Consider the following 25,435-nt stretch of genomic DNA (forward strand, 5'->3'; position numbering starts at 1 on the left):
CTTCACTGCGCCTCGATGCCCGCCTGCTTGACCAGTTGCCCCCAGCGGGCCATCTGGTCCTTCACATAGGTGGCGAACTCGGCAGGCGTGGCCGTGGGCCAGACCTCGAAGCCGACCTGGGCCAGTTGCTCCTGCACGGTCTTGTCCTTGAGGATGGCCTGCAGCTCGGTGTTCAGCCGCTCGGTGATCTCGGCCGGCATCCCGGCCGGGCCGAAGATGCCGTTCCACGACGTGATGTCGAAGCCCGGCAGCGTCTTGCCGATGGCCGGCACATTGGGCAGCAGGGTGGAACCCTTGGCCGCCGTCACGGCCAGGGTTCGCACGCGGTCGGTCTTGATCGTGCCCCAGGCCGAGCCCAGGTCGGCCACGTAGACCTGGATCTGGTTGCCCATGAGGTCGGTCAGCGCCTGCGGGCTGGACTTGTAGGGCACCGAAGTGATCTGGGTGTGCGTGACGTACTTGAAGGTTTCCGAGGCGACCAGCGAGGTGCTGTTGGGCGTGCCGTAGGACAGGCGGTCGGGATTGGCCTTGGCGTAGTCGATGAGTTCCTGCACGGTCTTGGCCGGAACGGAGGGGTGGACCAGCAGCGCGAACGGCAGCTCGCCCACGCGCGCCACGGGCGTGAAATCCTTGACGGGGTCGTACTTCAGGCCCTTGACCAGCCAGGGGTTGGCCGAGTGCGAGGTGTTGGTGGTCATGAACAGGGTGTAGCCGTCCGGCCTGGCCTTGGCCACATGGTTGGCGGCAATCTGGGCATTGGCGCCGGCCTTGTTGTCCACGATCACGGGCTGCTTGAGCCGCTCGCCCAGCCGGGTGGCCACCAGGCGCGCCACCGCGTCCGTGCCGCTGCCGGCCGCGAACGGCACGACCAGGGTGATGGGATTGGAGGGGTAACCCCCCTGCGCCGACACGGAGGGCGCGGCCACGGCCGCAATGGTGCTGATAGCGCCAAGGGCCAGGGCCCTGCGCAACGGGGAATGCTTCATTTGCTTGTCTCCTGTTTCCTATCCTGTTTTCCTATGGAAGGCGGCGCTGTGTGTCCAGCGCTCGCCGCCATGGTGCGGGCGTCAATGATTCAAGTCCAATTCTTTAAAACCAAGCAAGGATTCGATTTATGAATCATTGAATCCTGCGTCAGGCTCCATGTCCCGCCTCTTGCGCAAGTACTGCATCGGTGCGAGGCTGGCAGCCTTGCACGACACCATGCCAAGGAGTTCCGCATGTCACACACCGTCCACACCATCCGGCTGCACCGCGTCCTCAAGGCGCCGCCGCAGCGCGTGTACCAGGCCTTCACCACGGCCGCTGCCCTGGCCAAATGGCTGCCGCCCCACGGCTACATCTGCGAGGTGCCCGAGTTCGACGCCCGGGTCGGCGGGCGCTACCGCATGGCCTTCATCAATCTGTCCACGGGCGGGCGCAGCGGCTTCGGCGGGGAATTCCTGGACCTGGAGCCCGGTCGGCTGGTACGCCATACCGACCGCTTCGACGACCCGCAACTGCCCGGCGAGATGGTCACCACCATCACGCTGCGCGAGGTGTTCTGCGGCACTGAAATGGATGTGACCCAGGAAGGCGTGCCCGCCGTCATTCCCGCCGAGGCCTGTCACCTGGGCTGGCAGGAGTCGCTGCAGTTGCTGACCCTGCTGGTGGAGGCCAGCGTGCCGGGCTGAGACCCTGCACAAGCCCCTGCTGTCACACAGCTGCGGTTGATGGATTGCGGTGCTTCGGAGGACAATGGCAGTATTGCCCGCCAACGCCCGGAGGTCCGCCATGGCCACCCCCTTTGCACTGACCGCTCAAGCCATCGATGTCCTGCCGTTTGGTGCGCGGCTGGCGGGCGCCCGGACCTGTGCCCTGTTCAAGTCCCAGGACATGGAGGTCATCCGCGTGGTGCTGCGCGCCAGCCAGTCGCTGCCGCCGCACAAGGTGCCGGGCAGCGTCAGCCTGCACTGCCTGGAAGGCGAGCTGGAGGTGATGCTCGGCGAAAGCCGCCAGTCCTTGCAGGCCGGCCAGCTGATGCACCTGCCGGCCAACATGGCGCATGCGGTGCGCGCCATCGAAGACACCTCTGCTCTGGTCACCATCGTTCTGTGCAGCTGAACGGCTGACGCGGAACATGCAGCCTCGCGCGCGGCCTGCCCGCGTGCGAATGGTTGTGCCTGCGCCTCATTTGCGATTCATTCTCATTACCAAATCTATAATCACGCCTTTCTCGTTAGCTCACGCCATGGACGCAGCCGCCGCCAGCCCTTCGCAATGCATGACGAGCCCCGTGATTGCATTCGTTGAATGGACGCTCCATGGACGCGCAGATTTCCCAGTCCGCCAAGGCGGCAACCAGCGTGGAAAGCCTGTACCACAGCCACCAGAGCTGGCTGCAGGGCTGGTTGCGGCGCCGGTTGGGCGACTCCTTCGACGCGGCCGACATGGCGCAGGACGTGTTCATGCGCCTGCTCACCCGCCAACCCGGCCCTGACGCAACCGGCCTGCGCCAGCCCCGTGCCTACCTGAGCACCATTGCCCACGGCCTGCTGGTGGACCACTGGCGCCGCCGCGAGCTGGAACGTGCCTGGCTGGAGACCCTGGCCCTCATGCCCGAGGCGCAGGCCCCCTCGCCGGAAAGCCGGCTGATCTTCCTGGAAACCCTGGTCGCCATAGACCGCATGCTGGATGCCTTGAAGCCCCGCGTGCGCAGCGCCTTTCTGTGGGCGCAGCTGGAAGGACTCACCTGCCCGCAGATCGCCGAACGACTGGGCGTGTCCCTGGCCACGGCCGAGCGCTACATCGCCACCGCCCTGCGCCACTGCTACGCACTGCGCTTCGGGGCATGAGCAGCGATCTTTCGCCCGGCCTGATCGACGAAGCCATCCAGTGGTCCGTACGGCTGGACTTCAACACGCCCAGCCCCGCCACACGGCAGGCCTTCGAGCAATGGCTGCATGCGCAGCCCGCCCACGCCCTGGCCTGGGATCGGGTGCAATCACTGAGGACCGACTTTGACCGCATGCCGCAACGCCTGGCACTGGACACGCTGGATGCAGCGCAGCGCCTGCGCCAGTCCCGCAGCGTCTCGCGCCGCCGCGCCCTCAAGCTGCTGTCCTTGTCCGGAATCGCCACGGCAACGGGCTGGATGGCCTACAGCCACACGCCTTCGCAGCGCCTGCTGGCCAGCGCCAGCACCTCGGTGGGCGAGCAGCGCACCGTCAGGCTGGACGATGGCAGCACCATCGTGCTCAACACGGACACGGCCATCCGCACGGAGCTGGACCCGCAGCAGCGACTGGTGGTGCTCAGCCGTGGGGAAATCCTGGTGACCACGGGCGCCGACGAGACGGCACCCGGCCACCGGCCCTTCAGGGTGCGCACGCCGTTTGGCGATCTGCAGGCCCTGGGCACGCGCTTTGTGGTCAGGCTGCACAAGCATCGGGCCCTTGTCAGCGTGCAGGAAGGCGCCGTACTGCTGACGCCTGCAAAGGCCGCAGACAGCGCCGCACGGCAAACGGCGATGCCCGGCTCGCCGTGGTGGCTGTCGGCCGATGCCAGTACCCCGGCACCTCCCCCGGACTTTGGTGCGGACGACTGGGCAGATGGCGTGATGGCAGGCCGGGCCATCCGCCTGGGTGACCTTCTGGCGGAACTGGGGCGCTACCGCCATGGGCACATCAGTTGCGACGAGCGCGTGGCAGGCCTGCGCCTGTCGGGCACTTTCCATGTGCGCCAGACCGAGCAGGTGCTGCAGCTCATCGCGCAGACGCAGCCCGTGAGCATCAGCCGGCGCACGCGCTGGTGGGTTCATGTGGGGCCGGCATCCGGCCAGTGATTTCCACTTTTTTTCAGAAAAAGTGAGGGGATCCGGATTTTCGTACGGCCTGGGAATGAGTCCTTCAATCCTTTCCCGTATTCCATCCAGGAGAACCCAGCATGTCCCGTCATCACCCGCCCAGGCCCGGTAGCCAACCGCAGTGGCGTCCCCGGCCGCTTGTCACTCTTGTGCAAGCCGCCGTCATCGGCATGGCGATGTCGACCCTGGCGCCTTCAGGCGCAGCATGGGCGCAGACGGCCACAGGCCAGGCCGGAGCGCTCACGCGCGATTTCAGCATTGCAGCAGGTCCGCTCGATGCGGCACTGGATCGCTTCTCCCGCGCAGCGGGCGTCAGCCTGTCCTATGACCCGGCACTGGTGGCGGGCCTGCGCACGGGCGGGCTGACCGGCAGCCACGGCGTGTCGGCCGGATTGCAGCAACTGCTGTCGGGCAGCGGCGTGGCAGCCGTGCAGCAGCCTGGCGGAGGCTTTTCACTGAAGGCTGCCGCGCCCTTGCCTGCTGCGGCAGGTCCCACCCCACCGGCTTCCGCCAGCACGCTGCAGACCGTCAATGTGACGGCCGATGCGGAGCGCAGCAGCGCCACGGAAGGCACGGGCTCATACACCACGCCCAGCATGGCCAGCGCCACGGGGCTGAACCTGTCGCAGCGCCAGACGCCGCAGTCCGTGAGCGTGGTGACGCGCCAGCAAATGGATGACTTCCACCTGAGCACCCTGCAGGACATTGCCAAGGTCACGCCCGGGCTGTACGCCAAGAACCCGGCCGTGACCGATTCGGAGTCCACCTTCTACGCGCGCGGCTTTGCGCTGGAGCATGTGAATGTGGACGGCCTGCCGCTGGACGTGACGGGCTTCAATTCGCGCAATGTCTCGGCCGACCTGCTGATGTATGACCGCGTAGAGGTGGTGCGCGGCGCCACGGGCCTGATGGATGGCGTGGGCGCGCCTTCGGGCTCGGTCAACCTGGTGCGCAAGCGTCCCACGGCCCAGCCGCTGCTCAATGCCACGCTGGGCCTGGGCAGCTGGAACAACCGCCAGGCCTCGCTGGACGCAAGCCGTGCGCTCAATGCCAGCGGCAGCGTGCGCGCTCGCGTGGTGGGCGGCTGGCGCGACAGCGACAGCTTCGTCGATGTCACCAACACCCGCAATGCCAGCCTGTACGGCATCGTGGAAGCGGACCTTACGCCAGATACCACGCTGGGCCTGGGCGCCTACCGCCAGCGCACGCGCACCAAGGGCGTGTTCACGGGCCTGCCCACCCTGCCCGATGGCGGCCATATGGACCTGCCGCGCTCCACCTTCCTCAACAACGCGGAGTCTTTCCAGAACCGCGACAACGATGGCGTGTTCGTTGATCTGGAGCAGCGCCTGCGCAACGGCTGGACGGTCAAGCTGGGCATCAACCATGTCGAGGCCGACTCCGATATCCGAAACACCACCAACAGCCGCGTCGCGGGATCGACCACACAGCTGGAGCAGTCCGAGACGGGCTGGCGCTACGGCACACGCCAGACCGTGGCCGACCTGCGCGCCCGGGGCCCAGTGCAGTGGTTCGGGCGCACGCACGAGATCGCCGTGGGTGCCAGCTACCGCAATGACAGCTCGCATGCGGCCGAGACCTGGGGGTCGTCGGCCTCGCGCATCGTCGACATTGCGAACTGGAATCCCTACTCCGCGCCCTGGACCGGCTCAGTGCCTGCCAATGGCGACCTGTGGGGCCGCAAGACGCGCGAAAAAGCCATCTACGCCAGCGGCAACTTCAGCCTGGCCGATCCGCTGCACCTGATTCTGGGCGGGCGTCTGGGCTGGTATGAGCAGGACACGACGGGCTGGTACACCGGCACGCCCAACTGGAAGCGCAGCCTGGACGAGAGCGCCAGGTTCGTTCCCTATGCGGGCCTGGTCTATGACGTGGATGACAGGCATTCGGTCTATGCCAGCCTGACACAGAGCTACCAGCCCCAAAGCTCGATGGACGTGCGGGGCAACACCCTGGACCCGATGACAGGCACCAACTACGAGCTGGGCGCCAAGGGCGAGTACTTTGACGGGCGACTCCATGCCAGCGCCTCGGTGTTCCGCATCACGCAGCGCAACCGTGCCGTGCGTGACGATGCCAATTGCCCCACCAGCGGCGCCATCAGTTGCTTTCGCGCGGCGGGCGAGATCCAAAGCGATGGCCTGGAGTTGCAGCTGTCCGGACTGCTGCAGCCCGGCTGGCAGGTTTCGGCCGGCTACACCTATGTGCGGGCGCGCTACACCAAGGACCGGATTGCCACCAACATCGGCCAGCGCGTGAGCACCGACGAGCCCCAGCACCTCCTCAAGCTCTACACCAGCTATCGCCTGCCCGGCGAGTACGGGCGCTGGAGCCTGTACGGATCGCTGCATGCGCAAAGCAAGATGTTCCGCCGTGAAACCGGCTTCGAGACCACGCAGCGCAGCTACGCCCTGCTGGGCCTGGGCGTGGGCTACCAGGTCAATGCCAATGCCCATGTGCAGCTGAGCGTGGACAACCTGCTGGACCGTCGCTACTACCAGGATCTTGGCTATTCATGGTCGGGGGGCCTGGCGCGCTACGGGGCACCGCGCTCGGTGTCCGTGACGCTCAGCTACAGGCTCTGAGGCCGCGCCTCAACGCACGGGCAGGAACTGCATGAAGGGCCCCGCCACCAGTCCTTGCCCGTAGCCGATGAAGGAGCGCCTGTAGCGCTCGGTGGTGTAGTTGGCGATCAGGTCCAGCCGGCCGATGATCTTGCCCATCTCGCGCTCGAAGCTGAGGTTGCGCGCGTCGTCGCCCAGGTGGTTGGACAGCAGCAGCGGCCCGCCTGCGGCATTGCGCCGTGAGTTGAGTATCCAGTTGGCCACTTCCACGTTGCGTGCGGCGTTGTAGATCAGCTGCGGGTCCAGCCCATGGACCAGGGTGAAGCTGGTGCGCCCGCCGTGGGCGGTGATGATGGTGTCCGCCAGCGCATGGACGAAGGCGGCCACGCGGTCACCCTTGAAGTCGGGCTGCAGCGCCAGCGAGAGCGCGGCCACGTCCTGGGCGCCGCGCAGGTCGGCCCAGGGCTGGCGCTCGGTGATGGCGATGCGCACGTAGGCGGATGCGGCCTCGCGGCTTTCGGCGGTTTTCTTCCACTCGGAGGGGTTGCGCAGGTAGAGCTTGTCCATGATGCGCATCAGGCTGTCCAGGTTCTCCTTCATGGCCAGGGTGGCCATGCGGTTGCTGTCGGACTGCACGATTTCGCTGGGCTCGAACGAGGCGCCCTCCACCTTGCCGCGCGGCGCGGGCGTGTCGGCACAGCCCGCTGTCAGCAGAAGCGCCAGCACCGGCGCCAGGCGGCGCGCCGCGCCGCCTCCCGGTCGGGGCCGGCTGTCATTCACCCCGGCTCTGCGGCCGGCCTCCCCTGGAAAGACAAGCTCAATAGTCATCCCGGAACGATAGCAGCGCACTACCGGGGCGCCGAGGCCCGATGCCCTGTCTTACACGCCATGGCGCCGGCAGCGTCAACCTCCCGTCAGGCAGTGCTGCTGCACCATCCGGTCATCCACCACCGCCCCGGTGCTGCGCCAGCAGGTGGCCGAGGATCTTCCAGGTCTGGGGCTGCTCCACCATGGGCACGGGAATGCGCAGCATGCTGCCCGCGGCCTGCCTGGGCGAAAACAGCAGGCCCGGTGCCAGCAGCAGGCCCTGCGGCGCGGCATGGCGGGCCAGCACCTCCGAGTCCACGCCGCAATCCACCCAGGCGAACATGCCGGCCTGCGGCTCGTGCGGCGCGCGGCAGTCCAGGGCCTCGAGCATGCGCAGGCAGCGGTTGCGCGCGCGGTCCACGCGCTCGCGCAGGCGGTCCACATGCTTGCGGTACTGGCCATCGGCCAGCACGCGGTGCACCACCTGCTCGCCCGGCAGCGCCGTGGTCAGCCCGCCAAGCAGCTTGAGGTCGGTCAGCCGCCGTATCAGGTCGGTGTGCGCCGCCACATAGCCCACGCGCAGGCTGCCGGCGAGGGTCTTGGAGTAGCCGCCGACCAGGAGCACGCGCTGCAGCCGGTCCATGGCGGCCAGGCGCACGGGCACGCCGGGCAGGAAGTCGGAGTAGGTGTCGTCCTCGGCCAGGTAGAAGTCGTGGCGCTCGGCAATGCGCAGCACCTCGTGGGCCACGCCCGCCGACAGGGTCTGGCCCGTGGGGTTGTGCACGGCCGTGTTCAGGATGAAAAGCCGGGGCTGGTGCTGGCGGGCCAGCCGCTCCAGCGCCTCCACATCGGGGCCGCCGGGCAGGCGGGGCACGCCGACCACGTTCACGCCCAGGGCGTTGAGCCGGCCGAAGATGAGAAACCAGCCCGGGTCTTCCACCAGCACCGTATCGCCGGGCCGCACCAGGCTGCGCACGATCAGGTCCAGACCCTGGGTGACGCCGGCCACGGTCATCAGGTGGGCCTCGGGGTGGGCGGGCACGTCCTGGGCCTGCAGCACCGAGGCGATCTGCTGGCGCAGCGGCAGGTAGCCCTGGGGCACGCCGTAGGTCAGCAGGCTCGGACCCGTGCTGCGGCCCACGGCGCGCAGGGCCGAAGCCAGCATCTCCTGGTCCAGCCATTCCGGCGGCAGCATGCCCGCGCCACCCGAATGCTCCATGCCCTCGCGGAACATGCTGCGCAGCAAAAAGGCGGTATCGAAGGCCGCGCCCTGCTCCAGCGTAGGCAGGGCATCGCTGGCGCGGGGCGCCGCCTGGGCCGCACGCCGGGCGCTGACGAAGACGCCCGAGCCGCGCCGCGAATGCACCAGGCCCTGGGCGGCCAGCCGGTCATAGGCCTGCACCACGGTGTCGCGGCTCACGGCCGCCTCTTGCGCCAGCGCACGCACGGAAGGCAGGCGCGAGCCCGCGCGCAGGCCATGGTGGCGGATCAGGCCGCCGTAGTGGTCGACCAGCTGGTCCACCAGCGAGAGGTCGGAAGACCGCAGCGGGCGCCAGGGCGCAGCGGCCTGGAAAGCCGTATCGGAGGATGCGCGCGGTGCCTGCGGTGTATTCGGCGTGGCGGCCGGATCAAGTGTCAGGGTCATGATGGCAGGCCAGTTGGCAAATTGTTCTGGCAAAGTGTACTGCTACTGTACCGAACACTGACATTAGTATGGCCTGACGGCGCCGCGGCCTGCGGCATGCGCAGACAGGGCGCCGGATTCCCTGCCATGCCTGTTGTCACCATGCCCTTCGATACCGCCCACACCTCGTTCCTGCTGCCGCTGGCCATGTTCTCCTTCGTCAGCTCCGTCACGCCCGGCCCCAACAATGTGATGTTGACGGCCTCGGGCGCCACCTTCGGTTACCGCCGCACCGTGCCCCACATGCTGGGCATCACCATGGGCGTGGTGGTCATGGTGCTGCTGGTGGGCGCGGGCCTGGGCGCGGTGTTCGAGCGGCTGCCGGTGATCTACACCGCGCTCAAGTACCTGGGCGCGGCCTACCTGGTCTGGCTGGCCTGGAAGACCGCGGGCAGCGGCGGCATCGACGGCGGCAACGCGGGCGCCCGGCCCTTCGGGTTCTGGCAGGCGGCGGCCTTCCAGTGGGTCAATCCCAAGGCCTGGATCATGGCCATCGGCGTGATTGCCACCTACACGCCGCGGGAGGATTTCTTCATCAACCTGGTGCTGGCGGCGCTGGTGCTGGGCATCGTGAACTATCCCAGCGTCAGCGTCTGGACGCTGTTCGGCAGCGCCGTGGGGCGCGCGCTGCGCTCGCCGCAGGCACTGCGCCGCTTCAACTGGGGCATGGCGGCCCTGCTGCTGCTGTCGCTGTACCCGGTGCTGGCAGATTCACACGCCTGATTCAAACGCCTGATCCACGCGGCTGCTTCATGCGGCTGCTTCATGCGGCCGATGCCGCATCCAGCGCCAGTATCTGCTGCGCCAGCGCGGCGATGCCGGCCTCGCTGAGGTCGTCGGCCTGCACCCTGCGGCGCGTGCGCCACTGCGTGAAATGCCGCTCTTGCGAACGCTCGTAGTGCGGGTCGTAGTGCTGGGCCATGAGCTCGGAGAACAGCGGCGAGAGGCTGCGCTCATGCGCCCAGGCCTGCCAGCGCGAGATGGTCTCCTTGCCCTGCAGCTCCTTGAGCCAGCCCAGCTTGTCGGCCAGCGTCTGCGGATCGTCGCCCAGGTAGGCGTAGTCGCGCAGCAGGTAGGCCAGGCGTGCCTCGGGCGTGGCATCGAGCGCAATCACGGGCGACTGGCGCATGTGCTCGACCAGCACCAGTGGCAGGGACACGCGGCCGATCTTGGCGCTCTCGCCTTCCACGTACACGGTGCGCGACGGATCGAAACTCTCCAACTGCTGGGCCAGCAGCGTCTCGAAGTATTTCTGGCTGGGCTGCTCCACGCCGGGCAGGTTGCCCAGCAAGGAGCCCTTGTGGCTGGCATAGCCCTCCAGGTCCAGCACCTGCTCGCCGGCCTCGGCCAGGGCGTGCAGCACGCGGGTCTTGGCGCTGCCGGTGGCGCCGCACAGCACCTGCAGGCGCAGTTGGGGCACCAGGCGGTCGATCAGCTCGATCACATGGCCGCGATAGGACTTGTAGCCGTTGGCCAGTTGCTGGGCATCCCAGCCGACCAGGCGCAGCCAGGTGACCATGGAGCCGCTGCGCAGGCCGCCGCGCCAGCAGTAGACCAGCGGCTTCCAGTTGGCGGGCTTGTCGGCGAAGGTTTCCTGCAGATGGCGCGCCAGGTTGGCCGAGACCATGGCCGCGCCCAGGCGCTTGGCCTCGAAGGGGCTGACCTGCTTGTAGATGGTGCCGATCCGGGCGCGCTCCTCGTTGTCGAGCACGGGGCAGTTGATGGCGCCGGGAATGTGGTCCTGCGCGAATTCGGCAGGCGAACGGGCGTCGATCAGGGTGTCGAACTGGTGGCGGTCGGCGATGCGGATGGGCTGGCGGTGGGACACGGGCAAACGGTGATCTGGCGATCATGCGGGAGGCAGAAACAACCGGCGCCATGGCCTCAGGGGCTCATGGGCCGGCACCGGAACCAGGAAAGTGGATCGAGCCTCGACACGCACCGGCCCGCCCCGCTTCGCGCCCTGCTTGCGCGAGCCGGGCATGCGGCCGACCTTGGAAGCGGGGATTCTCGCACGCCCGACGTGCCCGCGCACGGCTGTCAGGGCAAGGCAGTCAACGCAAGGCAGCGGCGATCAGGCCCTGCACGGCAGCCACGCGCTGCACCTGCTGGGGGCTGTCGTAGTTGCCCATGAAGACGGCATACACCAGCGACTGCTGGGGCACGACCACCAGCCGCTGGCCGCCCAGACCGATGGCCATGTAGTACGCCAGGCCGGCGCGGGTCTGCCCCACGTACCAGTGGTGGCCGTAGCGCAGGCCGGGCCAAGCGTCCACGCGCGGCTGAATGGATTGCACAATCCAATGCCGGGGCACCAGCGCCCGGCCCTGCCATTCACCCTGTTGCAGCACCAGCTGGCCAATGCGGGCCAAGTCCCGCGCCCGCAGGCGCAGGCCGGAGGCAGCGGCCGCCTCGCCGTTGGTGCCAGGCGTCCACTCGGCCTTGTCGATGCCCAGCGGAGCAAACAGCTTGTGGCGCGCATAGTCCAGCAGCGGCATGCCGCTGCCCTGCGCGATCAGATGGCCCAGCAGGGCCGTCGCCCCGCCGCTGTAGCACCAGCGTTCGCCGGGCGGGGCGACGATGGGCTGCTCCAGCACGTAGCGGTAGCGGTCGCTGCTGCGCTCCATGGCGATTTCGCTGTTGCGCGGGTCGGAATACGGAAGGTCCTCGTCCCATTGCAGGCCCATGGTCATGCCCAGGGCATGGGAGACCAGGATGGCGCGCCGGCCCTCATCGGCCGCCAGATCGCTGTAGGCGGGAAAGGCCTGGACCAGGGGCGTGTCCAGCGCGGGCACCTTGCCCTCGGCCAGGGCCATGCCGTACAGCAGGCCGACGACGCTCTTGCTGACCGAGCGCACATCGTGCAGGGAGTCGGCGTTGAAGGCCACCTTGCCCAGCGGCTCGCCCCAGCGTTCGTCCTCGCCCTCGAAATAGCGCTCCAGCGCCAGCCGGCCGTGGCGCATCACGACGATGGCGTGCAGGTTCGCCAGTTCTCCGCTCTGCACGCCCTGGTCCAGGCGTTCGCCCAGGTCCTCGGCCAGGCCGGTGCCGGTGCCGGTGGAAAAGGCACCGCCCTGCCCCACGCTGGCACAGGCCGTGCAGCCCAGCGCCGCCAGGGCTGCGCCCGTCTGCAGCCATCTGCGCCTGTCGGTGCGAAAGCCGTTGTTTGTCATGTCCCTCTCCCTTGCTTAGCTAGCTAGTTAGTTACGTACTTACCGCTTGGGCAAAGACCCGCTGCCGCGCGGATGGATCAGCATGCGGTCGCCGCGTATTTCCACATCGAACTGGCGCAGGAAGTTCTGGCCCAGCAGCGCATCCCTGTCCGTGCTGCCGGTATAGCCCGTGCCCACGCGCAGGCCGCTGACCACCAGGGAGGCCACGCGCACCTGCTCGGCCACCACCATGCGGCCGTCGCGCTCGCCATTGGCGGTGCGAAAGCGCACGGGCTCGCCGCCGTCCAGGCCTGCGCGCTCGGCCAGCGGCTCGGTCACGCCGACCATGCTGGCGCCCGTGTCCACCAGGAACATGACGGGCTGCCCGTTGACGGCCCCTTCCACGCGGAAATGCCCGTCGCGGTCACGCGCAATGGCCACCGTGCCATCGGCCTGGACCTTGACGCCGGCCGGCTTCAGGTACATCTGCATGGCCCAGTACAGCACGCCCATGACCAGCAGCCAGAACAGCAGAAAACCCAGCATGCCGCGCCGGGCGACGGACTGGACGCTGGGCTCGGCGGCCGGGGTGGAGGCAGCGGACGGATCGGACGGAGGCGGCGTGGATTTGAGGCGCATGGCAATGCAGACGGGATCGACGATGGCAGCACGGTGGCTGCACGGCGGCAGTCGCCCATTCTGCCTGCGGCCCTGCCCCGTCACGGGCAAGCCAATAGCCGCTACAGTGGGCGCCTTCATCACAGCCCGCTCCTGCCATGACCACGACCGCGCAGCCGCCCTTTGTCCTTCACTACATCTTCGACCCGCTGTGCGGCTGGTGCTATGCCGCCGCGCCCCTGGTCAAGGCCGCGCGCAGCGTGCCCGGCGTCACGCTGCAATGGCATGGCGGCGGCATGCTCACGGGCGCCCACACCCGCACCATCACGGCCGACTGGCGCGGCCACGTGATGCCGCACGACCAGCGCATTGCCGAGATGACGGGCCAGCCCTTCGGCACGGCCTACTTCGACGGCCTGCTCAACGACCTGGGCGCCGTGCTGGACTCCGAACCGCCCACCACGGCGCTACTGGCCGCCGAGGAACTAGCGGGCCGGGGCCTGGACATGCTGGCGCGCCAGCAGCAGGCCCACTACGTGGAAGGCCGGCGCATCAGCGATCCGGCCGTGCTGCTGGAACTGGCCCGGGACCTGGGCCTGGACGTGGCGGCCTTCACCGACGCCTTCCAGCGCCTTTCGGGCGCCGCAACCCAGGCCCATATCGCCCAGTCGCGCGAATGGCTGGAGCTGGCACAGGGCCAGGGTTTCCCGACCTTCGCGCTGGAGTTCGACCACCCCGAGGCAGAGCAGCCGGGCCAGCGCGCCATCCAGCGCATCGACATCGGTCCCTGGCTGGGAGATGCCGATGGCTGGGCGCAGCAACTGGGCGAGTGGGTGCAGCAGGTGGCGGCCATCACCGCCGGCGAGCAGACGGCGCCCCAAGGCGAGGATTGCGGGCCCGATGGCTGTGCGCTGCCCAAGAGCTGACCCGTCAACGACCACCAAAGAAAAACCGCGCCCTGGCGCGGTTTTTTCATGGAGCGCGGGCGCCCGTCAATCCATCTTGGAGATCATCACCTCGCCAAAGCCGGAGCACGACACCTGGGTGGCGCCGTCCATCAGGCGGGCGAAGTCGTAGGTCACCTGCTTGCTCTGGATGGCCTTTTCCAGCGCGCTGATGACCAGGTCGGCCGCCTCGCGCCAGCCCATGTGGCGCAGCATCATCTCGGCCGAGAGGATTTCGGAGCCCGGGTTCACATAGTCCTTGCCCGCGTACTTGGGGGCCGTGCCGTGCGTGGCCTCGAAGCAGGCCACGGAGTCGGACATGTTGGCGCCTGGCGCAATGCCGATGCCGCCGACCTGGGCCGCCAGCGCGTCCGAGATGTAGTCGCCGTTGAGGTTGAGCGTGGCCACCACCGAGTACTCTGCCGGGCGCAGCAGGATCTGCTGCAGGAAGGCGTCGGCAATGGAGTCCTTGATGACGATGTCGCGGCCCGTGCGAGGGTTCTTGAACTTGAGCCAGGGTCCGCCGTCGATGGGCTGGGCGCCGAACTCGCGCGCGGCCAGCGCGTAGCCCCAGTCGCGGAAGCCCCCTTCGGTGAACTTCATGATGTTGCCCTTGTGGACCAGGGTCACGCTGGGCTTGTCATTGTCGATCGCGTACTGGATGGCCTTGCGCACCAGGCGCTCCGTTCCCTCGATGGACACTGGCTTGACGCCGATGCCCGAGGTCTCGGGGAAGCGGATCTTCTTGACGCCCATTTCCTTGACCAGGAAGTCGATGAGCTTCTTGGCGTTGTCGCTGCGGGCTTCGTACTCGATGCCCGCGTAGATGTCCTCGGAGTTCTCGCGGAAGATGACCATGTTGGTCTTCTCGGGCTCCTTCAGCGGCGAGGGCACGCCCTTGAAATACTGCACGGGGCGCAGGCAGACGTAGAGGTCCAGCTCCTGGCGCAGCGCCACGTTCAGCGAGCGGATGCCGCCGCCCACGGGCGTGGTCAGCGGACCCTTGATGGAGACCACGTACTCGCGCAGGGCCTGCATGGTTTCCTCGGGCAGCCAGACATCGGGGCCGTAGATGCGCGTGGATTTCTCGCCCGCGAAGACCTCCATCCACTGGATCTTGCGCTTGCCGCCATAGGCCTTGGCCACGGCGGCATCCACCACCTTGATCATCACGGGCGTGATGTCCACGCCGGTGCCGTCGCCTTCAATGAAAGGAATGATGGGCTGGTCTGGCACGTTCAACGACATGTCGGCGTTGACAGTGATCTTCTGGCCCTCGGCCGGCACCTGGATGTGCTGGAAGCGGTTCATGGGGACGGGTCTCCGTTGGCTGGTGCACGAGGCAAGAGTGAATGCCCGGATCGGGCACGAATTTGGTGCAGAAAATTCTAACGACAATCGGGCCGCCCTCCTGTCAACGGCGATACAGTAAACGCGTTGAGCATGTGCGGTGCATCAAGAACTTCGCACCGTTGTCTGATTCAACTTGGCTTCTACCGCTTTTCTAGGAAATGGCATATATGAAAAAACTCCTCGCTGTCCTGATCGCCGGTTCGTTTGCCGCAGGCGCCTTCGCACAGGCCGCCGCAGCACCCGAAGCGCCGATGTCGGCTCCCACGGCCGCTTCCGCAGCTGCTCCCGCTCACACAGCCAAGAAGGCCAAGGTCGCCAAGAGCGGCAAGCACTCCGGCAAAAAGCACGCCAAGCGCTCCACGAAGAAGGCACACAAGGCCGTGGCCTGATCCATGCCGCGGGATGCCAGCCGGCATCCCCTCAAAAAAGCCCGCAAGTCAGCAATGCACTGCGGGCTTTTTGCCGCCCGCCCGGCCATGCTGGCCCGGCCAAGCCGATTTTTGCGTCCGGCCACGCGCCCCCTGCGACAGAATGTGCAAGATGACGAAGCCTTCGACACCCCTCCACACATCCCTTTCCCGCCGCGCGCTGCAGCGGTTGCTCATGGCCGCCTGCCTGGCTGGCGCCGCCGTATCGGCAGGCGCACAGCCCCAGGGCAGCCCCCAGATGAATCTGCGCCGCGTGGAGTTGACGGCCGGAATCCACCGCATCGATGCCCAGGTGGCCGCCTCGGACCGCGAGCGCGCCATCGGCCTGATGTTCCGCCAGGACATGCCTGCGCAGGAGGGCATGATCTTCGTCTTCGAGGTGCCCGCCGTGCAGTGCTTCTGGATGCGCAACACCCTGCTGCCTCTGACCGCCGCCTTCGTGGCCGATGACGGCACCATCGTGAACCTGGCCGACATGAAGCCCATGACCGAGGACTCGCACTGCTCGGCCAAGCCCGTGCGCTATGTGCTGGAGATGAACCAGGGCTGGTTCGCCAAGCGCGGCCTGAAGGCTGGCGTCAAGCTGGGCGGCAGTCTGTTCACACCGACGCCAGCCCCCAAGCCATAATCACGCCCCATGCAAGCGCTTCGCTCCTCGTTCTGGCTCACCCGGCTGATATTGGCCTGGTTTGCCGTGACGCTGGGCGTTGCCGTGGCCTCACCCCTGGTCCATCCCCAGGGATTCGAGCTGGTCTGCACGGCCAGCGGCGACGTCAAGCTGGTGGCGCTGGGCGACAGCGCGGCCCCTGGCATGGGCCACCACCAGCTTGACTGCCCCATGTGCCTGCCCGCCGGCGCACCGCCGCCGGCCCTGCCGGCGATGGCCGTGCCCCACCAGCAACCGCTGGCCCACGCGCTGCTGCCGCTGGTGGCGGCGCACATTGCCTCCGTCACACGCGCGCCGCTGCCGGCGCGCGGCCCTCCCCCGCTGACTGCCGTGTTCTCTTGAATCGCCGCCGGGCCTGCTGATGCGCGCCCGGCCCGCCTGTGCCGCGCCTGTGGCCCAGGACTGCGCCGCATGCGCGGTGCAAGACCCGGAGTCAGTTCGTGAATTCTTCCCCTTTCCCCGCGATGGCGGCGCCGGTGCGCGCATCCACGCACGCCTTTCGTCTCCATCCCCTTGCCACGGCGCTGTGCTGCGCGCTGGGCGCCGCATGGGCACCTGCCGCGCACGCGCAGGCCCTGGCCGAGGCGGCACTGCCCGCCGTCGAAGTCTCCGACCAGGCCACGGCCGACGCCAACGGCCTGCTGCCGCTGAACAAGACCGTGGGCACGGCCAGCCGCCTGGGCCTGACGGCGCGCGAGACACCGGCCTCGGTGCACATCGTGGACCGCGCCGCCATCGAGGCGCGCGGCGCCCAGGACACGCAGGAGATCCTGCGCTCCATTCCGGGCGTCACGGCCTACAGCCCGCCCGGCAACATCGGCATCAGCTACCGGGGCTTCGGCACGGGGTCGGTCAGCCAGCTGTTCAACGGCATCAACCTGCAGTACTCCATTGCGGCACGGCCCGTGGACAGCTGGATCTACGACCGGGTGGAGGCCATTGGCGGCGCCTCCGGCTTTCTCTACGGCGCAGGCGGCGTGGGCGGCACGCTGAACTACATCACCAAGCTGGCCCAGCGCGACAGCTTCACCGAAGGCCAACTGCGCCTGGGCAGCTACGGGCTGAAAGAAGCCTCCGTCGGGCTGAACCGCCGCCTGGGCGATGCCGGCGAAGGCCAGGGCACCACCCATTACCTACGCCTGGACCTCAACCACCGCGATGCCGGCAACTGGGTGGGCGGCACGCAGTCGCGCTCCACGCAGCTGGCGGCCTCGCTGCTGTCCGACCTGGGTGGCGGCCTGACGCACACCCTGGCCTACGAAGCCCAGCATGAGCGCGTGGACCGCCCCTACTGGGGAACGCCGCTGCTCAACCCGCTGCGCGGCCAGGCGCGCATTGACGAGGCCACCCTCGGCAAGAACTACAACAGCGCCGACGGCCTGTACGCCCAGCGCGTGCAGTGGCTGCGCTCCATCACCGAATGGCGGGCCAGCGACCGGCTCAAGCTGAGCAACACCTTCTACGCCTATGACGCGCTGCGCGACTACCGCAACGTGGAGACCTACCGCTTCACGCCCGACAACAGCGCGGTGGTGCGCTCGGCCGCGCTGCTGCAGCGCCATGACCAGCGCATGGTGGGCGACCGCATCGAAGGCAGCTACCTGGGCGAGCTGGCCGGCCGGCGCAGCGAATGGGCCTTTGGGCTGGATGTGAGCGTGAACCGGCAGACGCGCTTTCCGAACAGCCTGTCTGGCACGGTGAGCACGGTCAATCCCTACGATTTCACGACAGAGAACTTCTACGACATCCCAGGCATGGCGCCCGGATTCAGGCCTGACCGCGACAACAAGGTCACCACCACCGCCCTGTACCTGGAAAACCGCACGGCCCTCACTCCTGCCCTGCATCTGCTGACGGCGCTGCGCCATGAACGCATCGATGTGGACCTGACCAACCGGCGCGATGTAACGCCCGCGCTGCCCGCCAGCTACAGCCGCAGCTACAGCCCGACGACCGGGCGCGTGGGCCTGGTCTGGGATGCCACGCCCGAGGCCAATCTCTACGCGCAGTTCTCCACGGCGGCCGATCCGCCGTCGGGCATGCTGATGGGCGCCTCGTTTGCCGACGCCATCAACAACACCGGACTGACCACGGGCCGCCAGGTGGAGGCGGGCAGCAAGCTGTCGTTCTGGCAGGGCAAGGGAACGGCGGCGCTGGCGGTCTATCACATCACGCGCCGCAACATCTCCACCCAGGACCCGCAGGACAGCACGCGCACGGTGCTGGTGGGCCAGCAGTCCTCGCGCGGGGTGGAGCTGTCCATGGGCCTGGCGCCCACGCCGCGCTGGTCGGTCCAGGGCAACTGGAGCCATGTGGACGCGCGCTATGACAACTACCAGCAAGGCGGCGTGTCCCTGGCCGGCAAGCGGCCCACGAATACGCCCGCCAGCGTGCTCAACCTCTGGACCAGCTACCGCATCACGCCGGCGCTGGAGGTCAACGCCGGGCTGCGCCGCGTGGGAGGCATCTATGCCGATGCGGCCAATACCCTGTCCTGGCCCGCCTACACCCTGCTGGACCTGGGCCTGAGCTACCGCATCGACCCGCGCATGACCGTGGTTGCACGGCTGCGCAATGCCACGGACCGCGTCTACGCCGCCAGCCTGACCAGCACCATGGCCTACCTGGGGGCGCCGCGCACGGCCGATATCACGCTGCGCGTGGCGTTCTGAGCGAGGGCCGCGCCATGCGCCTTCACCTCAAACGCTGGCTGTTCCTGCTGCACCGCTGGCTGGGCATTGCCGTGTGCCTGTTCTTTGCGCTGTGGTTTGTCTCGGGCATGGTGATGATGTACGTGGGCTACCCCAAGCTCACCGAGGCCGAACGGCTGCGCCACCTGCCTCCGCTCGATGGCAACGCCGCCCTGCTCGCGCCCACCGAGGCGCTGCGCGCGGCCGGCATCGACGGCCCGCTCAAGGATCTGCGCCTGCATGCCGGCAGCGCCAGCCGTGCCAGCTATCTGGCCACGCCCGAGGGGCGGCGCCAGCCCGTGGCCATTGATGCGGCCAGCGGCCAGGTGCTGCCCGCCACCAGCGAGGCGCAGGCCCTGGCCAGTGCCCGCGCCTTCGCGGGGGACGGCACGGGCCTGCACTACCTGGGCACGGTGGATGAGGATGCCTTCAGCCACTCGCGCGCGCTGGACATCCACCGCCCCCTGCACCGCGTGCAGATGGACGATGCCCAGGGCACGCTGCTCTACATCTCCGGCCGCACGGCCGAGGTGGTGCGCGATGCCACGCGCACCGAGCGCGGCTGGAACTACCTGGGCGCCTGGTTGCACTGGCTGTACATGTTCCGGGGCAATGCCTTTGATGGCGCCTGGGCCGACATCGTCAACGTGCTGTCGCTGGTCGGCATTGCCGTGGCCATCACCGGCACCGTGGTCGGGGTGATGCGCTGGCGGTTCAGGCAGCCCTACCGCAGCGGCCGGCGCACGCCCTACCCGGGCCTCGCCATGCGCTGGCACCATGTGGCGGGCCTGCTGTTCGCGCTGACAACGCTGGCCTGGATCTTCAGCGGCCTGATGTCCATGAACCCCTGGCGCCTGTTCGACACGGGCACGCCGCCACTGCACATGGCCCGGTGGCAGCAGGGCCCGCTGCGCCTGACCGGGGACGACGCCACGCCGCAGTCGCTGATCGCCGCAGCGGGCGGCCCCGTGCGCGAACTGCGCTGGCTGCGCACCGCAGGCCGCACCGAAGTGCTGGCCCAGCCCGCAGCCGGTACGCCCCTGGTGCTGGACAGCGCCAGCGCCGCGCCCGTGGCCCACTCGCGCGACGCCCTGCTGGCGCGCGCAGCCCTGCTGATCGACGCACCCGTGCTGCGCAGCGAATGGCTGACCGCGCACGACCTGTACTGGTACGAGCGCGCCGAGCACACCATGATGGGCGGCCATGACAAGCCCCTGCCCGTGCTGCGCGTGGTTTTTGGCGATGCTGCGGCCAGCTGGGTGCACATCGACCCGCACACGGGCCAGGTGCTGGGCCGGCTGGACGGCACCCAGCGCCTCAAGCGCTGGCTGTTCGCCATGCTGCACAGTTGGGACTGGCTGCCGCTGCTGCAGCGCCGGCCGCTGTGGGATGGGCTGCTGCTGGCCTTCAGCCTGGGCGGCCTGCTGATGAGCGCCACGGGCGTGCTCATAGGCGTGCGCAGGCTGCGCCGCAAGCGCAGCCATCGCGCACAGGCCACTGCTTGCCTGGAGGCCCAGCCACATGGTTAGCCACCATACTGTATGCTTGCCGCATGCAACTCGAACAGAAATACCAGGCCCTGCTGGCCGAGGCCGAGCGCCTCAAGCTGGACGACGTGGACAGCATGCGGCTGTGCTTCCAGACCCTGTCGCTGGCTGCGCGCATCGACCGTGACTGCGCCGCGCTGCTGGCGCCCCATGGCCTGTCCGAAGGGCGCTTCGTGCTGCTGTTCCTGCTGGAATCCGCCAGCGAAGGCCTGGCGCCCAACCACCTGGCAGAGCAGGCCGGCATCACCCGCGCCACCGTGACCGGCCTGCTGGACGGCCTGGAACGCGAGGCCCTGGCCGAGCGCCTGCCCGACCCGGCCGACCGCCGCGCGCTGCGCGTGCAGCTCACCGCCAAGGGGCGCCAGCTGGCGCGCAAGCTGTTTGCCCGGCACAGCCAATGGATCGCCGGCCTGTTTTCCAACCTGTCGCCCGCCGAACGCGGCCAGTTGGGAAAGCTGCTGGCCAAGGCCGCCGCAGGCGTGGAGGCCAGCGCATGACGGCGCACACGCCCCGGCGCAAGGGCGCCAACCGCACAGTCGATATCACTCCCGAACTGCTGCAGGCCCTGTCACTGGGCGAGATAGAGACCGCCACGCTGACCGAAAGCCTGGCCGTGGACCAAGCCCGGCTGCTGCAGGCCGTCTTTCCCGACGCGTGGCTGCAACTGGAGGACACGGCGCAGGCGCTGGGCCAGCTTGGCATTCTCAAGCGCATGGAGTGCATTGGCGGCCTGCTGTGGCAGGCGCTGGGCCAGGCCGGCTGGCAGCGCTGCCTCACGCACCGCTCTGACACGGTGCGCGGCTGGGCCTGCTTCATGGCCGGTGCGCAGCCGGGCCTGACCCTGAGCCAGCGCCTGGAGCTGGTGCAGCCGCTGGCCGATGACTCGCATTTCGGCGTGCGCGAATGGTCGTGGATGGGCGTGCGCCCGCATCTGGCCAGGGACCTGCCGCAGGCCGTGGCCGAGTTGTCTCGGTGGACAAGGCGGCCCTCCGACCGCCTGCGCCGTTTCGCCAGCGAGGCCCTGCGGCCGCGCGGCGTCTGGTGCAGCCATATCGCGGCGCTCAAGCAGCAGCCGGAGATCGCCCTGCCCCTTTTGCAGCGGCTGCGCGCCGATGCCTCGCCCTATGTGCAGGACTCGGTGGCCAACTGGCTCAACGACGCGGCCAAGAGCCGGCCCGACTGGGTGCGCGCCCTGTGCGCGCAATGGCTCCAGGAATCGCCCGTGCCCGCCACGCGCCGCATCTGCGAGCGTGCGCAGCGCAGCCTCAAGGAGAGGTAGCTTCCTGCCGGCCCGCCAGCCGTTCGCAGTCGGGCTTGATGCAGCGCCCGTAGAGGATGTGGGAGTGCTCCACGATGGCAAAGCCATGCGAGCGCGCCAGCAGCTTCTGGCGCTGCTCGATCACCGCATCGTGGAACTCCTGCACCAGGCCGCAGCGCGTGCAGATCAGGTGGTCATGGTGCTCGCCGTCGTCGAGTTCATAGACCGCCTTGCCCGCCGCAAAGCGCTGCTGGCGCAGCATGCCGGCCTGCTCCAGCTGCGCCAGCACGCGGTAGACCGTGGCCAGGCTGGTGCCCCGGCCCTGGTCATGCAGCTGGCGGTAGACCTCCTCCGCCGGCAGATGCCGCTGGTCCCCGTGGCGAAAGATGTCCAGTACCCACAGTCGCGCCAGCGTGGCCTTCAGCCCCAGGTTCTTGAGGTCAGCGGAATCGGACATGCAGCCCTCCCGGCCGGTCAGAACTCATTGTGGATGGCCTTGTAGCCGCGCACCAATTCGTTGTTGGTGCGGACCACGTCCTCGGAGAAATCGCTGGCGTCGGCGGGCACCTGGGCCAGCGTGGACAGGTCGGTCTCCGGGCCTATGCGCGCAGTGGACGGCACATAAAAGCCTGGCGGCAGGTGGCATCCATCGACCACGGCGTTGTAGCGCACCACGCAGCCCTCATCGACCACGCAGTTGAACAACACGCTGTTGAAGCCGATGAACACGCCATTGCCCACGGTGCAGGGCCCGTGGACGATGGCGCGATGGGCGATCGAGGTGTGCTGCCCCACGCTGACGCGCGCGCCGGACTTGGAGTGGATCACCACCCCGTCCTGGATGTTGGAGTGCGCACCGATCACGATGGGGTCGATATGGCCGTCCGCATCCATCTCGTCGGCACGGATCACCGCATAGGGGCCGATGAAGACGTTCTCTTCCACGACCACCAGTCCGCACAGGATGGCCGTGGGGTCCACGAAGGCGCTGGCATGGATGCGCGGCAGGTCGCCGCGCGGGTTCTTGCGGATCATCCCTTGCGCCTGTTCTTTGCGCCGCCCTGGCGGGCCTTGAAGCGCGGGTTGCTCTTGCAGATGACGTAGATGCGGCCGCGGCGGCGCACCACCTGGCAGTCTCGATGGCGCAGCTTGGCTTCCTTGAGTGACGAGAGAACTTGCATGGAAAACTCCTTGGGTTGTAGAGAAACGGGTGCCGGCTCGCCGGTCATGCCCAGGCCACGGCATCGTGCGGATGCAGGCTCTCCATGTGGCGCACATGCACGCGCGGCCGGGCGTAGATGCCTTCCAGCGCGGCCTGTATGCGGCGCGCCGCATCCTCGACAAACATCAGGTTGCGGCCGTTGAGCGCGGCAAAGGCCTGCTCGTCGGCGCGCTTGACCGCGGTCTGCACGGGCGTGCCCAGCGCCTGCTCCACGCGGGCGATCAGGGGCAGGATGCCGAGGTCCGGCCCATCACAGGCCAGGTCCACGCTGACCTGGGCCTCGCTGCGCTGGCTGTGTGCCGTGGCCAGAGTGCCATGCCGGCGCAGCCAGGAGGCCACCTGGTCCGGCTCCACCAGTGGCTCGCCCGCAAAGGCCTGCAAAAAGCCCTGCTCCAGCAACTGGCGCGACAGTGCCGCCGAGCAGGGGCAGGTCGAGGAATAGCCCACGCCCACCTGCAGCCGCAGCTGGAATACGCCTTGCGCCAGCGTGGCGTCCAGGCGCACGGGATAGGACTTCCAGCCCGACAGATCGTGGGTGACCAGGGCGGGCCGCTGGGCCAGCAGGTCCAGCGACAGGCGCATTCGGGCGCTGCGGCTTTGGCAGTCGAGGTGGCTGTCGATCATGGCCTGCAGCGCATGGCGCAGCGCCAGGGCAGACAGCGCGGACTCCTCGGCCAGGCTGTCCAGTTGCCGGTACAGCCGGGACATGTGTATGCCCTTGACATGGGCCGCAGGAAGATCGACCTGCACATCGGCACGCGCATGCAGCTCACGCCAGTAGCCGGGCTCGGCCACGGTCACGGGCAGGTCTATGCCCTGCATGCCCACCCATTGCAGCGGGCTGAGGCTGGGCGCGGGATCGGTCAGGGAAACATCGGGGAGAGGTGCAGGCATTCGGGGCTCCAGTGGCCGCGCCGACCCAGGCCGGCGCGGTATTCGCTCAATTCCAGTCGGGAAACGGGTTGTCCCATTGCGCCCAGGCCTGCGGGCCCAGGGCCATTTCTGCATCGGTCAGCAGGCACTCGTCCAGGCGGGCGCGCAGCGCGTCCTCGTCCATGCCCATGCCGATCAGCACCAGTTCCTGGCGCGCGTCGCCCACGCCATCGACCCATTTGTCCAGGATGCGCTCCACGCTTTCGGGGTCGCGCGGCCAGCGCTCGGCCTCCACGGCGGCCCACCAGTGGCCGGCCGGCCCATGGCGGGCCACGGCGCCGGCCTGCGACCAGGAGCCGGCCAGCGCCGGATGGCTGGCCAGCCAGAAAAATCCCTTGGAGCGCACCACTCCCGGCCATTCGCTTTGCACCAGGCCGAAGAAGCGCCGGGGATGAAAGGGGCGGCGGGCACGGTAGACAAAGCTGGCAACGCCATAGGCCTCCGTCTCGGGCTGGTGCGTGCCACGCAACTGCTGCAGCCAGCCCGGCGCCCTGGAGGCCTCCTCGAAATCGAACAGCCCGGTATCGAGCACGCGATCCAGCGGCAGCTGGCCGAAGGAGGCGATCTCCAGCCTGGCACGCGGGTTGAGCCCGCGCAGGATGGCCATCAGCCGCGTGCAGTCCTCCTCGGTGACCAGGTCGATCTTGTTGAGCACGATCACATCGCAGAACTCCACCTGCTCGATCAGCAGATCGACCACGGTGCGGCGGTCCTCCTCGCCCAGCGATTCACCACGCGAGCGCAGGCTGTCGCGCGAGCCATAGTCGTGCAGGAAGTTGAAGGCATCGACCACGGTCACCATGGTGTCCAGCCGCGCCACATCGCCCAGGCTGCGTCCGTCCTCGCCCGCGAAGGTGAAGGTCTCGGCCACCGGCAGGGGCTCGGAGATGCCCGTGGACTCGATGACCAGCTGGTCGAAGCGGCCCTCGCCCGCCAGCCGCGCCACCTCCAGCAGCAGGTCCTCGCGCAGCGTGCAGCAGATGCAGCCGTTGCTCATCTCCACCAGCTTTTCGTCGGTACGCGACAGGTCGGCCCCGCCATCGCGCACCAGGGCCGCGTCGATGTTGACCTCGGACATGTCATTGACGATGACGGCCACGCGCCGCCCTTCGCGGTTGTGCAGGATGTGGTTGAGCAAGGTGGTCTTGCCCGCGCCCAGAAAACCCGACAGCACGGTCACAGGCAATCGGGCATGCGGCGGCTGAACCGGCGCTACGGTATGCATCATGGAATCTCTCGAACAGGGACAGGGAGCACGCGGCGGGCACTGCAGCCGCATGCGCAGGGAGGGGTCTCAGGCGGGGAGCGCGGTGCAGGCGGAGCACTTGCCATGCAGCTCGATGTTCGAATGGGCCAGCGCAAACGCATGGCCATGCGCCCAGCTGCCCAGGCAGCGGTTGAGCGCGTCGTCCACGAACTCATCGACCTGGCCGCAGCTGTCGCAGATCGCAAAGGCCGAGAAATCATGGCTGCCCTCGTCCGGATGCGAGCAGCAGACATAGGCATTCAGCGACTCCAGGCGATGGACCACGCCCTGCTCGGCCAGCTTGTCCAGCGCGCGGTAGACCTGGGTAGGGGCCGTCAAACCGTGGTCACGCAACTGGTCGAGCAGCGCGTAGGCCGTCAGCGGCGCGCCGGCCTGGCGCAGCGTGTCGAGCACGCGTTGTTGCTTGGTGGTCAGGGGGTGGGACATGGTGGTTTCC

The 25,435-nt window shown here is 68.3% G+C and carries 27 protein-coding genes; 14 read left to right on the plus strand and 13 right to left on the minus strand.

The genetic code is table 11. The features are described 5' to 3' along the window. Positions 1 to 2: 2 nt before the first annotated feature. Positions 3 to 986 (minus strand): Bug family tripartite tricarboxylate transporter substrate binding protein, encoded by a 984-nt coding sequence (locus IB269_RS15710; protein ID WP_192367611.1) that lies wholly within the window; start codon positions 984 to 986, stop codon positions 3 to 5. Between the two features lie 234 nt (positions 987 to 1,220). On the opposite strand from IB269_RS15710, the gene IB269_RS15715 reads away from it, so the two are divergent. The 5 genes from IB269_RS15715 to IB269_RS15735 all read left to right on the plus strand — a co-directional run bounded on the left by IB269_RS15715 (position 1,221) and on the right by IB269_RS15735 (position 6,450). Further along, entirely contained in the window at positions 1,221 to 1,673 is a 453-nt protein-coding gene (locus tag IB269_RS15715) for an SRPBCC family protein (protein WP_192367612.1), read from the plus strand. 100 nt (positions 1,674 to 1,773) lie between these two features. Further along, positions 1,774 to 2,103, plus strand: coding sequence for a cupin domain-containing protein (locus IB269_RS15720; protein WP_013802496.1), 330 nt, complete (start codon positions 1,774 to 1,776; stop codon positions 2,101 to 2,103). Positions 2,104 to 2,303: 200 nt separating this feature from the next. Next, positions 2,304 to 2,834, plus strand: a complete 531-nt coding sequence (locus IB269_RS15725) for a sigma-70 family RNA polymerase sigma factor (RefSeq protein ID WP_192367613.1) — start codon at positions 2,304 to 2,306, stop codon at positions 2,832 to 2,834. After that, positions 2,831 to 3,823, plus strand: a complete 993-nt coding sequence (locus IB269_RS15730; protein ID WP_192367614.1) for a FecR domain-containing protein — start codon at positions 2,831 to 2,833, stop codon at positions 3,821 to 3,823. Before IB269_RS15725 ends, IB269_RS15730 begins: the two co-directional genes overlap by 4 nt. Positions 3,824 to 4,014: 191 nt before the next feature. Continuing rightward, positions 4,015 to 6,450, plus strand: coding sequence for a TonB-dependent siderophore receptor (locus IB269_RS15735; protein ID WP_225614159.1), 2,436 nt, complete (start codon positions 4,015 to 4,017; stop codon positions 6,448 to 6,450). A 9-nt stretch (positions 6,451 to 6,459) separates the two neighbouring features. Here the strand turns inward: IB269_RS15735 and IB269_RS15740 are convergent, their stop codons facing one another. Both IB269_RS15740 and IB269_RS15745 read right to left on the minus strand, forming a co-directional pair. Continuing rightward, positions 6,460 to 7,257 carry a hypothetical protein gene (locus IB269_RS15740; protein ID WP_192367616.1) on the minus strand — a complete coding sequence of 266 codons (798 nt, stop codon included), beginning with the start codon at positions 7,255 to 7,257 and terminating at the stop codon, positions 6,460 to 6,462. A gap of 112 nt (positions 7,258 to 7,369) precedes the next feature. Beyond that, complete coding sequence (locus tag IB269_RS15745; RefSeq protein WP_013802501.1) at positions 7,370 to 8,881, minus strand: PLP-dependent aminotransferase family protein; 1,512 nt, start codon at positions 8,879 to 8,881, stop codon at positions 7,370 to 7,372. A gap of 126 nt (positions 8,882 to 9,007) precedes the next feature. Between IB269_RS15745 and IB269_RS15750 the strand changes: the two genes are divergently transcribed. Continuing rightward, positions 9,008 to 9,643 (plus strand): LysE family translocator, encoded by a 636-nt coding sequence (locus IB269_RS15750; protein WP_192367617.1) that lies wholly within the window; start codon positions 9,008 to 9,010, stop codon positions 9,641 to 9,643. Between the two features lie 40 nt (positions 9,644 to 9,683). Here the strand turns inward: IB269_RS15750 and mnmH are convergent, their stop codons facing one another. The 3 genes from mnmH to IB269_RS15765 form a co-directional block, all read right to left on the minus strand. Further along, positions 9,684 to 10,748 (minus strand): tRNA 2-selenouridine(34) synthase MnmH, encoded by a 1,065-nt coding sequence (gene mnmH / locus IB269_RS15755; protein WP_071957138.1) that lies wholly within the window; start codon positions 10,746 to 10,748, stop codon positions 9,684 to 9,686. A 226-nt stretch (positions 10,749 to 10,974) separates the two neighbouring features. After that, positions 10,975 to 12,093, minus strand: a complete 1,119-nt coding sequence (locus IB269_RS15760) for a serine hydrolase domain-containing protein (RefSeq protein ID WP_192367618.1) — start codon at positions 12,091 to 12,093, stop codon at positions 10,975 to 10,977. 39 nt (positions 12,094 to 12,132) lie between these two features. Further along, the gene (locus IB269_RS15765) at positions 12,133 to 12,711 is read right to left on the minus strand and encodes a TIGR02281 family clan AA aspartic protease (RefSeq protein ID WP_225614160.1); all 579 of its coding nucleotides are present in this window, start codon (positions 12,709 to 12,711) and stop codon (positions 12,133 to 12,135) included. Between the two features lie 137 nt (positions 12,712 to 12,848). Between IB269_RS15765 and IB269_RS15770 the strand changes: the two genes are divergently transcribed. Continuing rightward, positions 12,849 to 13,616, plus strand: coding sequence for a DsbA family protein (locus IB269_RS15770; RefSeq protein ID WP_043821814.1), 768 nt, complete (start codon positions 12,849 to 12,851; stop codon positions 13,614 to 13,616). 66 nt (positions 13,617 to 13,682) lie between these two features. On the opposite strand, the gene icd is transcribed toward IB269_RS15770, so the two are convergent. Beyond that, complete coding sequence (gene icd / locus IB269_RS15775; protein WP_013802507.1) at positions 13,683 to 14,945, minus strand: NADP-dependent isocitrate dehydrogenase; 1,263 nt, start codon at positions 14,943 to 14,945, stop codon at positions 13,683 to 13,685. Between the two features lie 209 nt (positions 14,946 to 15,154). Between icd and IB269_RS15780 the strand changes: the two genes are divergently transcribed. The 7 genes from IB269_RS15780 (at position 15,155) to IB269_RS15810 (ending at position 21,598) form a co-directional block, all read left to right on the plus strand. Next, a complete protein-coding gene (locus IB269_RS15780) occupies positions 15,155 to 15,376 on the plus strand; it encodes a hypothetical protein (RefSeq protein WP_012205488.1) in 222 nt (73 codons plus the stop codon). 214 nt (positions 15,377 to 15,590) lie between these two features. Beyond that, positions 15,591 to 16,043: a DUF192 domain-containing protein gene (locus tag IB269_RS15785; protein ID WP_099733691.1), complete on the plus strand. Its 453-nt coding sequence runs from the start codon at positions 15,591 to 15,593 to the stop codon at positions 16,041 to 16,043. Positions 16,044 to 16,052: 9 nt separating this feature from the next. After that, on the plus strand, positions 16,053 to 16,424 hold the full coding sequence (locus IB269_RS15790; protein WP_043821811.1) for a DUF2946 family protein: 372 nt from the start codon (positions 16,053 to 16,055) through the stop codon (positions 16,422 to 16,424). A 122-nt stretch (positions 16,425 to 16,546) separates the two neighbouring features. Beyond that, positions 16,547 to 18,754: a TonB-dependent receptor gene (locus IB269_RS15795; RefSeq protein WP_192368183.1), complete on the plus strand. Its 2,208-nt coding sequence runs from the start codon at positions 16,547 to 16,549 to the stop codon at positions 18,752 to 18,754. 14 nt (positions 18,755 to 18,768) lie between these two features. Then, a complete protein-coding gene (locus IB269_RS15800; protein WP_192367620.1) occupies positions 18,769 to 20,301 on the plus strand; it encodes a PepSY domain-containing protein in 1,533 nt (510 codons plus the stop codon). A gap of 23 nt (positions 20,302 to 20,324) precedes the next feature. Beyond that, on the plus strand, positions 20,325 to 20,816 hold the full coding sequence (locus tag IB269_RS15805; RefSeq protein ID WP_192367621.1) for a MarR family winged helix-turn-helix transcriptional regulator: 492 nt from the start codon (positions 20,325 to 20,327) through the stop codon (positions 20,814 to 20,816). After that, positions 20,813 to 21,598 (plus strand): DNA alkylation repair protein, encoded by a 786-nt coding sequence (locus tag IB269_RS15810; RefSeq protein WP_192367622.1) that lies wholly within the window; start codon positions 20,813 to 20,815, stop codon positions 21,596 to 21,598. The genes IB269_RS15805 and IB269_RS15810 overlap by 4 nt, the downstream gene beginning before the upstream one ends. On the opposite strand, the gene fur is transcribed toward IB269_RS15810, so the two are convergent. The 6 genes from fur to IB269_RS15840 all read right to left on the minus strand — a co-directional run bounded on the left by fur (position 21,585) and on the right by IB269_RS15840 (position 25,425). Further along, positions 21,585 to 22,034, minus strand: coding sequence for a ferric iron uptake transcriptional regulator (gene fur, locus IB269_RS15815; RefSeq protein WP_192367623.1), 450 nt, complete (start codon positions 22,032 to 22,034; stop codon positions 21,585 to 21,587). The genes IB269_RS15810 and fur overlap by 14 nt on opposite strands. 17 nt (positions 22,035 to 22,051) lie before the next feature. Continuing rightward, positions 22,052 to 22,612 (minus strand): carbonate dehydratase, encoded by a 561-nt coding sequence (locus IB269_RS15820; protein WP_192367624.1) that lies wholly within the window; start codon positions 22,610 to 22,612, stop codon positions 22,052 to 22,054. Next, positions 22,609 to 22,758, minus strand: coding sequence for a type B 50S ribosomal protein L36 (gene ykgO, locus IB269_RS15825; protein WP_013802515.1), 150 nt, complete (start codon positions 22,756 to 22,758; stop codon positions 22,609 to 22,611). The genes IB269_RS15820 and ykgO overlap by 4 nt, the downstream gene beginning before the upstream one ends. A gap of 44 nt (positions 22,759 to 22,802) precedes the next feature. Next, complete coding sequence (folE2, locus tag IB269_RS15830) at positions 22,803 to 23,693, minus strand: GTP cyclohydrolase FolE2 (protein WP_192367625.1); 891 nt, start codon at positions 23,691 to 23,693, stop codon at positions 22,803 to 22,805. 46 nt (positions 23,694 to 23,739) lie between these two features. Beyond that, entirely contained in the window at positions 23,740 to 24,960 is a 1,221-nt protein-coding gene (zigA, locus tag IB269_RS15835) for a zinc metallochaperone GTPase ZigA (RefSeq protein WP_034393333.1), read from the minus strand. A gap of 66 nt (positions 24,961 to 25,026) precedes the next feature. Beyond that, a complete protein-coding gene (locus IB269_RS15840; RefSeq protein ID WP_192367626.1) occupies positions 25,027 to 25,425 on the minus strand; it encodes a Fur family transcriptional regulator in 399 nt (132 codons plus the stop codon). Positions 25,426 to 25,435 lie beyond the last annotated feature (10 nt).

Origin of the sequence: Delftia sp. DLF01, from assembly GCF_014852125.1 — a bacterium.
GTDB classification, from domain to species: Bacteria; Pseudomonadota; Gammaproteobacteria; order Burkholderiales; family Burkholderiaceae_C; genus Comamonas; species Comamonas acidovorans.

Bases quoted from the DNA above. Each gene is read 5' to 3' on its own strand.
- IB269_RS15720 (WP_013802496.1), top strand. From the start codon at position 1,774: ATGGCCACCCCCTTTGCACTGACCGCTCAAGCCATCGATGTCCTGCCG.
- IB269_RS15840 (WP_192367626.1), bottom strand. From the start codon at position 25,425: ATGTCCCACCCCCTGACCACCAAGCAACAACGCGTGCTCGACACGCTG.
- IB269_RS15745 (WP_013802501.1), bottom strand. From the start codon at position 8,881: ATGACCCTGACACTTGATCCGGCCGCCACGCCGAATACACCGCAGGCA.
- IB269_RS15760 (WP_192367618.1), bottom strand. From the start codon at position 12,093: ATGACAAACAACGGCTTTCGCACCGACAGGCGCAGATGGCTGCAGACG.
- IB269_RS15810 (WP_192367622.1), top strand. From the start codon at position 20,813: ATGACGGCGCACACGCCCCGGCGCAAGGGCGCCAACCGCACAGTCGAT.
- IB269_RS15795 (WP_192368183.1), top strand. From the start codon at position 16,547: ATGGCGGCGCCGGTGCGCGCATCCACGCACGCCTTTCGTCTCCATCCC.
- IB269_RS15765 (WP_225614160.1), bottom strand. From the start codon at position 12,711: ATGCGCCTCAAATCCACGCCGCCTCCGTCCGATCCGTCCGCTGCCTCC.
- IB269_RS15735 (WP_225614159.1), top strand. From the start codon at position 4,015: ATGGCGATGTCGACCCTGGCGCCTTCAGGCGCAGCATGGGCGCAGACG.
- ykgO (WP_013802515.1), bottom strand. From the start codon at position 22,758: ATGCAAGTTCTCTCGTCACTCAAGGAAGCCAAGCTGCGCCATCGAGAC.
- IB269_RS15800 (WP_192367620.1), top strand. From the start codon at position 18,769: ATGCGCCTTCACCTCAAACGCTGGCTGTTCCTGCTGCACCGCTGGCTG.
- IB269_RS15740 (WP_192367616.1), bottom strand. From the start codon at position 7,257: ATGACTATTGAGCTTGTCTTTCCAGGGGAGGCCGGCCGCAGAGCCGGG.
- IB269_RS15730 (WP_192367614.1), top strand. From the start codon at position 2,831: ATGAGCAGCGATCTTTCGCCCGGCCTGATCGACGAAGCCATCCAGTGG.
- IB269_RS15805 (WP_192367621.1), top strand. From the start codon at position 20,325: ATGCAACTCGAACAGAAATACCAGGCCCTGCTGGCCGAGGCCGAGCGC.
- folE2 (WP_192367625.1), bottom strand. From the start codon at position 23,693: ATGCCTGCACCTCTCCCCGATGTTTCCCTGACCGATCCCGCGCCCAGC.
- IB269_RS15715 (WP_192367612.1), top strand. From the start codon at position 1,221: ATGTCACACACCGTCCACACCATCCGGCTGCACCGCGTCCTCAAGGCG.
- IB269_RS15780 (WP_012205488.1), top strand. From the start codon at position 15,155: ATGAAAAAACTCCTCGCTGTCCTGATCGCCGGTTCGTTTGCCGCAGGC.
- IB269_RS15725 (WP_192367613.1), top strand. From the start codon at position 2,304: ATGGACGCGCAGATTTCCCAGTCCGCCAAGGCGGCAACCAGCGTGGAA.
- IB269_RS15770 (WP_043821814.1), top strand. From the start codon at position 12,849: ATGACCACGACCGCGCAGCCGCCCTTTGTCCTTCACTACATCTTCGAC.
- IB269_RS15785 (WP_099733691.1), top strand. From the start codon at position 15,591: ATGGCCGCCTGCCTGGCTGGCGCCGCCGTATCGGCAGGCGCACAGCCC.
- IB269_RS15790 (WP_043821811.1), top strand. From the start codon at position 16,053: ATGCAAGCGCTTCGCTCCTCGTTCTGGCTCACCCGGCTGATATTGGCC.
- IB269_RS15750 (WP_192367617.1), top strand. From the start codon at position 9,008: ATGCCTGTTGTCACCATGCCCTTCGATACCGCCCACACCTCGTTCCTG.
- IB269_RS15820 (WP_192367624.1), bottom strand. From the start codon at position 22,612: ATGATCCGCAAGAACCCGCGCGGCGACCTGCCGCGCATCCATGCCAGC.
- icd (WP_013802507.1), bottom strand. From the start codon at position 14,945: ATGAACCGCTTCCAGCACATCCAGGTGCCGGCCGAGGGCCAGAAGATC.
- fur (WP_192367623.1), bottom strand. From the start codon at position 22,034: ATGTCCGATTCCGCTGACCTCAAGAACCTGGGGCTGAAGGCCACGCTG.
- zigA (WP_034393333.1), bottom strand. From the start codon at position 24,960: ATGATGCATACCGTAGCGCCGGTTCAGCCGCCGCATGCCCGATTGCCT.
- IB269_RS15710 (WP_192367611.1), bottom strand. From the start codon at position 986: ATGAAGCATTCCCCGTTGCGCAGGGCCCTGGCCCTTGGCGCTATCAGC.